The following is a 5,342-nucleotide window of genomic DNA, read 5'->3' on the forward strand; positions in this document are numbered from 1 at the left end:
GCTTTAGAAGTTTTTGATGCTATGAATGAAACTGAAAAGTTAAATGAAGATCTGGGTGAATATAATGAAAAGGTGAGGGAATTTAATAGGCAGGTTGATTAGTGATTAATTGACATATATATAAAATAGTATATAGCATAAGGGTACCATTTTCTCATATACTGCTCCAAATTTAAGCAAAGCTGATTTCAGGAGCACTAAAATTCGAAATATGGTACTCTTTTTTTATGCAAACATATTTTTCTATAATTATAATTAACCACTAATAATATATTAAATTTCTATTAAATACAAAAAAATTACAGGAATTTTATATTTTTAGTTGAAATAATATATATACTAAAAAATTTATTATTATAAAAGAAGAGAGGAGATATAATGAACAAATTACATGATAATTTTATTCAATCTGCTTTAGATTCACTTTCGGCTCATATTGCTATTTTAGATAAAAAAGGAATAATAAGATATACCAATCAGGCCTGGAAAGATTTTGCTGAAAGTAATGGTTTGGTTCTTGAAGAATGCTGTGAAGGAACTAATTATTTAAAAATAGTAGAAGATTCTTCAAATGCTGGAGATAAAAAAATTGCAAAGAATATAAAAAAAATAATTAATGGTAATAAAAAAATTTTTAGTCTGGAATATCCCTGCCATTCACCTGATGAAAAAAGATGGTTTAATATGAGAGTTACTCCATTTCAGGGTGAAGGGGATTATAAAGTTGTAATATCTCATGAAAATATTACTAAGAGAAAATTAAAGAGTCTTGAATTAAAAAAAGAAAGAGAGTTTAATGATAATATTTTAAATAACCTTACAGAAATGATTATTTATATGGACACTGATTTTAATATTCAATGGGCAAATAAAGCTGCTTTAGAATATAATAATATAGATTTTGAGAATGTAAGAGGCAAAAAATGTTTCAAAAAATGGGACTTAGATGAAGCCTGTACTAACTGCCCTTTAGTTGAAGCTAAAAAAAATAAAAAAATAACTGAAACAATTATGGAAAAACCTGATCAAAGAATTTGGCGGATGAAAGCTATACCAGATTTTAATGAAAATGGTGAGATAAAAGGTTTTATAGAGGTAGCTTTGGATATAACAAAAGTTAAGAGAGCTGAAAGGAAAATAAAACAGGTAGTAAATAAATTGGAAAATCAGTTTGAAAAAGCCGGTAAATTACATGATCAATTTTTACCTTCTAGAACTCCTGAATTTGAAGATTTAACAATAGCAACTTATTATTCACCTGCAGAGAGGTTGGGAGGCGATTTTTATAATTTTATTCAGGTTGAAAATCACTTAATATTTTATATTTCGGATGTAAGTGGTCATGATTTGAGTGGTTCAATGTTAAATATTTTTTTAAAAGAAACAATTAATTCTTATCTTATTTCTAAAAATATACCTGCTAATGAAGACCTTCTAAATCCCGCAAATATTTTAAATTATATTAATAAACGATATAGTGAAGAGACCTTTCCTGATGATTATTTTATCTGTTTGATCATAGGAGTCATGGATTTAGAAACTAAAAATATTAAATATAGTAATGCTGGTATTCAAACTCCTCCTTTATTATTAAAAAAAGGTGAAGGGATAAGTTCTTTTAGTTGTGGTGGAATGCCGATTTCTTTTGTTAGTTTTGGTGAATACGATGTATGTGAGTTTAGTTTAGATCCAGGAGATGTTTTCTTTTTGAATACAGATGGTTTAATTGAACAGTCTAATAGTAGTAACAGAGAAAAAATTTATGGTCAGGAAAGATTGATTGATACCATTTATGAAAACAAAGATTTAAAGCCAGATCAAATAATTGAAAATATATATTTAGATTTTAATAATTTCAAAGGTGAAGAAATAGTTCAGGATGATGTTACTTATTTGATGTTAAAACATGAAGAATTAATATAAATAAGAAGAGTACCGTTTTCTCATATACTGCTCTATTATTAAGTAAAGAGGATTTCAGGAGTACTAAAATTTGAAATACGGCACTCTTTTTATTTATTTAAAGTCTAATATATGTCAACTTCTCAAATGAATAATTATTTACTTTTAATTAAAATTATTTCCATTAAAACCTTATATTATAGAAAAGAAGAGGGGACTATTTTCCTATATACATATTTATCATCAAATTTTTATAAATATAATTGACTATATCAGAAAAGTTTATTATGCTATAATAAGATAATAATCGATTTAGATAAATATACTCTTTAAAAATATTCATTATTCCTAAAAAATATTTAATTTAAAGTCAGGGAGTTGAGGAAAATGAATAATAAAAGAAAGAGTCTTATGACTATATTTTTGATACTATTAATCTTAGTTATAACTGGTTCTGCTTTGGCTAGCTCTCAGAAAGAAATAAATGATAAAATAAGGTATACATTAAGTATATTTAAGGTAAATAATAGTGCTGCTTCAAATATTGATCCTCCATATTTTATAGATGAAATAAACAATTTATATGAAAAAAATAATTTTGATCCAATCTGGTTCAATGAAGATGACTTTAACGAGTCAGCTTATCAATTGAGAGAAGTATTAGCTAATATTGCAGAGGAAGGCTTAAATCCCAAATTATATCGAGCTCAATTTCTTGAAAATTTTTTTAAAAAAGAAACTTTATCTTTTAAGGAAAAAGCGATTGCAGATATTTTTTTAACAAATTCTTTTTATTTACTGGCTTCCCATTTTAGTGATGGGGTTCTTGAACCAGAAAATTTTGAGAAGGAATGGTTGACTGTAAAAAAAGATATAAATTTAGAAGAGTTTTTAGAAAAAGCCGTTCAAAAGCAGGAGGTTAAGAGTTCTCTTTATTCACTTATACCTCAAAACGAAAGATACCACAAATTAAAAAATAAGTTAAAATTATTACGTGAAATAAAAAAAGATGGTGGTTGGACAAAAGTAGAAACATCTCAGAATTTAAAATCAGGTATGACTGGAGAAAGTATTAGAAATTTAAAGTTTCGATTAAAGCAATCCCAGGATTTTACTGGAGAAATAGATGAAGAATATGATAAAGATTTAAAAGAATCTATTATTGATTTTCAGAAAAGACATGGCTTAAAACCAGATGGGATTGTTGGCCCTAATACATTTAGGGCTTTAAATAGAGATATTGAAGAGATAATAAGAACTGTAGAGATAAATATGGAACGACTAAGGTGGCTTCCTAAAAGCTTTGGTGAAAATTATATTTTTACAAATATTGCTGATTATACTTTACAGGTCTATGAAAACAAAGAAAAGGTACTGGAAATGAGTGTAATTGTTGGTAGAGAACAGAGAAGTACTCCTGTTTTTAGTAGTAAATTAAGTTATCTAGTTTTAAATCCTTATTGGACTGTACCACGGACAATAGCTGTAGAGGATAAATTACCATTAATAAAAAAAGATATTAATTATATTTCTGAAAATAATTTTAAAGTTTTGAAATTTATAGATGGAAAAATTATAGAGCAAAATTACCAGGAAATCAACTGGGATAATCTAAATAAAAATAATTTTAATTATTATTTAAGACAGGATCCCGGTCCTAATAATGCTTTAGGAAGAGTTAAATTCATGTTTCCAAATAAGTTTAGTGTTTATCTCCATGATACTCCTAATAAAGAACTTTTTACTCAAACTAAGCGTAATTTTAGTTCGGGATGTATTCGCTTAGAAGAACCATTGAAATTGACTGATTATCTTTTAAGAGAAGATAAGAACTGGGATCTAAAAAAGATAAACAGTATTCTTGAAACTAATAAAGAAACTACTGTAAATTTAACTCAAAAGTTACCGATCCATATCATATATATGACAGCCTGGGTTGATGATCAGGGTAGATTACAGCTTAGAAATGATATCTATAATCGAGATGCTAGATTGATTTCTGCATTTTATCAAATAAAAGAAAGGATTGAAAATGATTAAAAAAATAACAACTACAATTTTATTGATTTTAATATTAACAATTCCTGCAGCAGCCAGTTTTGATCCAGGAAAAGCCGATTTTAAACTTGTTTATAATGATTCATTGATTCAGCATGAAAAATTTAGTGTTTTTGTTTTGCCTCAGGAAGAAATTAATTTAAAAGTTTCTGAAGCTGATGAAAATGATAATTACAAAATCAAACATCCAGAAATTAAGATGATAAAAAAAGAAAATACAAAGTGGAAGTTAAAATCACCAGAGAAAATAGGTAATTATCAAATTGAAATATACAACACAAAAACAAAAGATAAAATCCTTTTACAGGTATTTGTAATGGAAGCCTATGATAATTTAGAGGATGGTTATCTAAATGGTTACCGAATAGGTGATTATCCAACTATACCTGATGACAAAAAGGAAGATTATGAACTGCCTCGCGGGTTTATTAAAGTAACTAAAGAAAATGAAAATATATATCTTAGTCCTCACTTTCAATTAAAGCAATTTTTGTGTAAACAGAATAGTAATTATCCTAAATATTTGGTAATTCAACCTTCTCTTCTTCAAAAGTTAGAATATATTCTCAGAGAAGCAAATAAAAGAGGAATTAGAACTGATGTATTTCATGTAATGAGTGGATATAGAACTCCCTATTATAATCAGGCAATAGGGAATGTTGCTTTTAGTCGTCATATTTTTGGAGATGCAGCAGATATATTTATAGATAGAAAATCTAATAATTATATGGATGATCTCAATGAAGATGGTAGAGTAAATATAGCTGATGCTAGAAAATTATCGCGAGTAGTAGAAGAATCAACAAATAGAGATGAATATAGTAGATTTATTGGAGGATTGGGGATTTATCACAAAACTACCAGTCATGGTCCTTTTATTCATATTGATACAAGGGGTTATATAGCAAGGTGGTAAATTGATATATAAAAATAGTATATAGCATAAAAAGAAGGGTACCATTTTCTCATAATACTGCTCCAAACGTAAGCAAAGCTTATTTCCGGAGCACTAAAATTCAAATATGGTACTCTCCTTTTGCTTTTCAGGTAGAGTTAAATTTATGGGAATGTAGTTTTAGCGGCTTTGAAAAATTCTTGCTATAATCTAAGCCGGTATTCGACATTCTCATAAATTTAACTCAATGTGAGGAATATCATAGCATTCTTTATAGTTAACCTATATAATAAAGTTGAGTTAAATAATCAACTTAAAATATAGGAGGAGATTTTTAAATGAATATAATGAAATTAGATGAAGTGATTACTGAAGAGAACAAAAGAGGAGTTAATTCTAAAGGAATAGTGGAAAATGATGATGTGAAAGTTACTCAAATTGAATTAGGTGAAGGAGATTACCTACCAGAGCATTCTGTACCTGTTAA

General features: G+C 27.4%; 3 protein-coding genes. All 3 read left to right on the plus strand.

Annotated elements, in window-relative coordinates:
* Positions 1-378: 378 nt before the first annotated feature.
* The 3 genes from VJ881_06870 to VJ881_06880 all read left to right on the plus strand — a co-directional run bounded on the left by VJ881_06870 (position 379) and on the right by VJ881_06880 (position 4,876).
* Complete coding sequence (locus VJ881_06870; GenBank protein ID HKL75773.1) at positions 379-1,923, plus strand: SpoIIE family protein phosphatase; 1,545 nt, start codon at positions 379-381, stop codon at positions 1,921-1,923.
* A 366-nt stretch (positions 1,924-2,289) separates the two neighbouring features.
* On the plus strand, positions 2,290-3,942 hold the full coding sequence (locus VJ881_06875) for a L,D-transpeptidase family protein (protein ID HKL75774.1): 1,653 nt from the start codon (positions 2,290-2,292) through the stop codon (positions 3,940-3,942).
* Positions 3,935-4,876 carry a D-Ala-D-Ala carboxypeptidase family metallohydrolase gene (locus VJ881_06880; GenBank protein ID HKL75775.1) on the plus strand — a complete coding sequence of 314 codons (942 nt, stop codon included), beginning with the start codon at positions 3,935-3,937 and terminating at the stop codon, positions 4,874-4,876. Before VJ881_06875 ends, VJ881_06880 begins: the two co-directional genes overlap by 8 nt.
* Positions 4,877-5,342 lie beyond the last annotated feature (466 nt).

This window comes from Halanaerobiales bacterium (assembly GCA_035270125.1).
GTDB lineage: Bacteria > Bacillota > Halanaerobiia > Halanaerobiales > DATFIM01 > DATFIM01.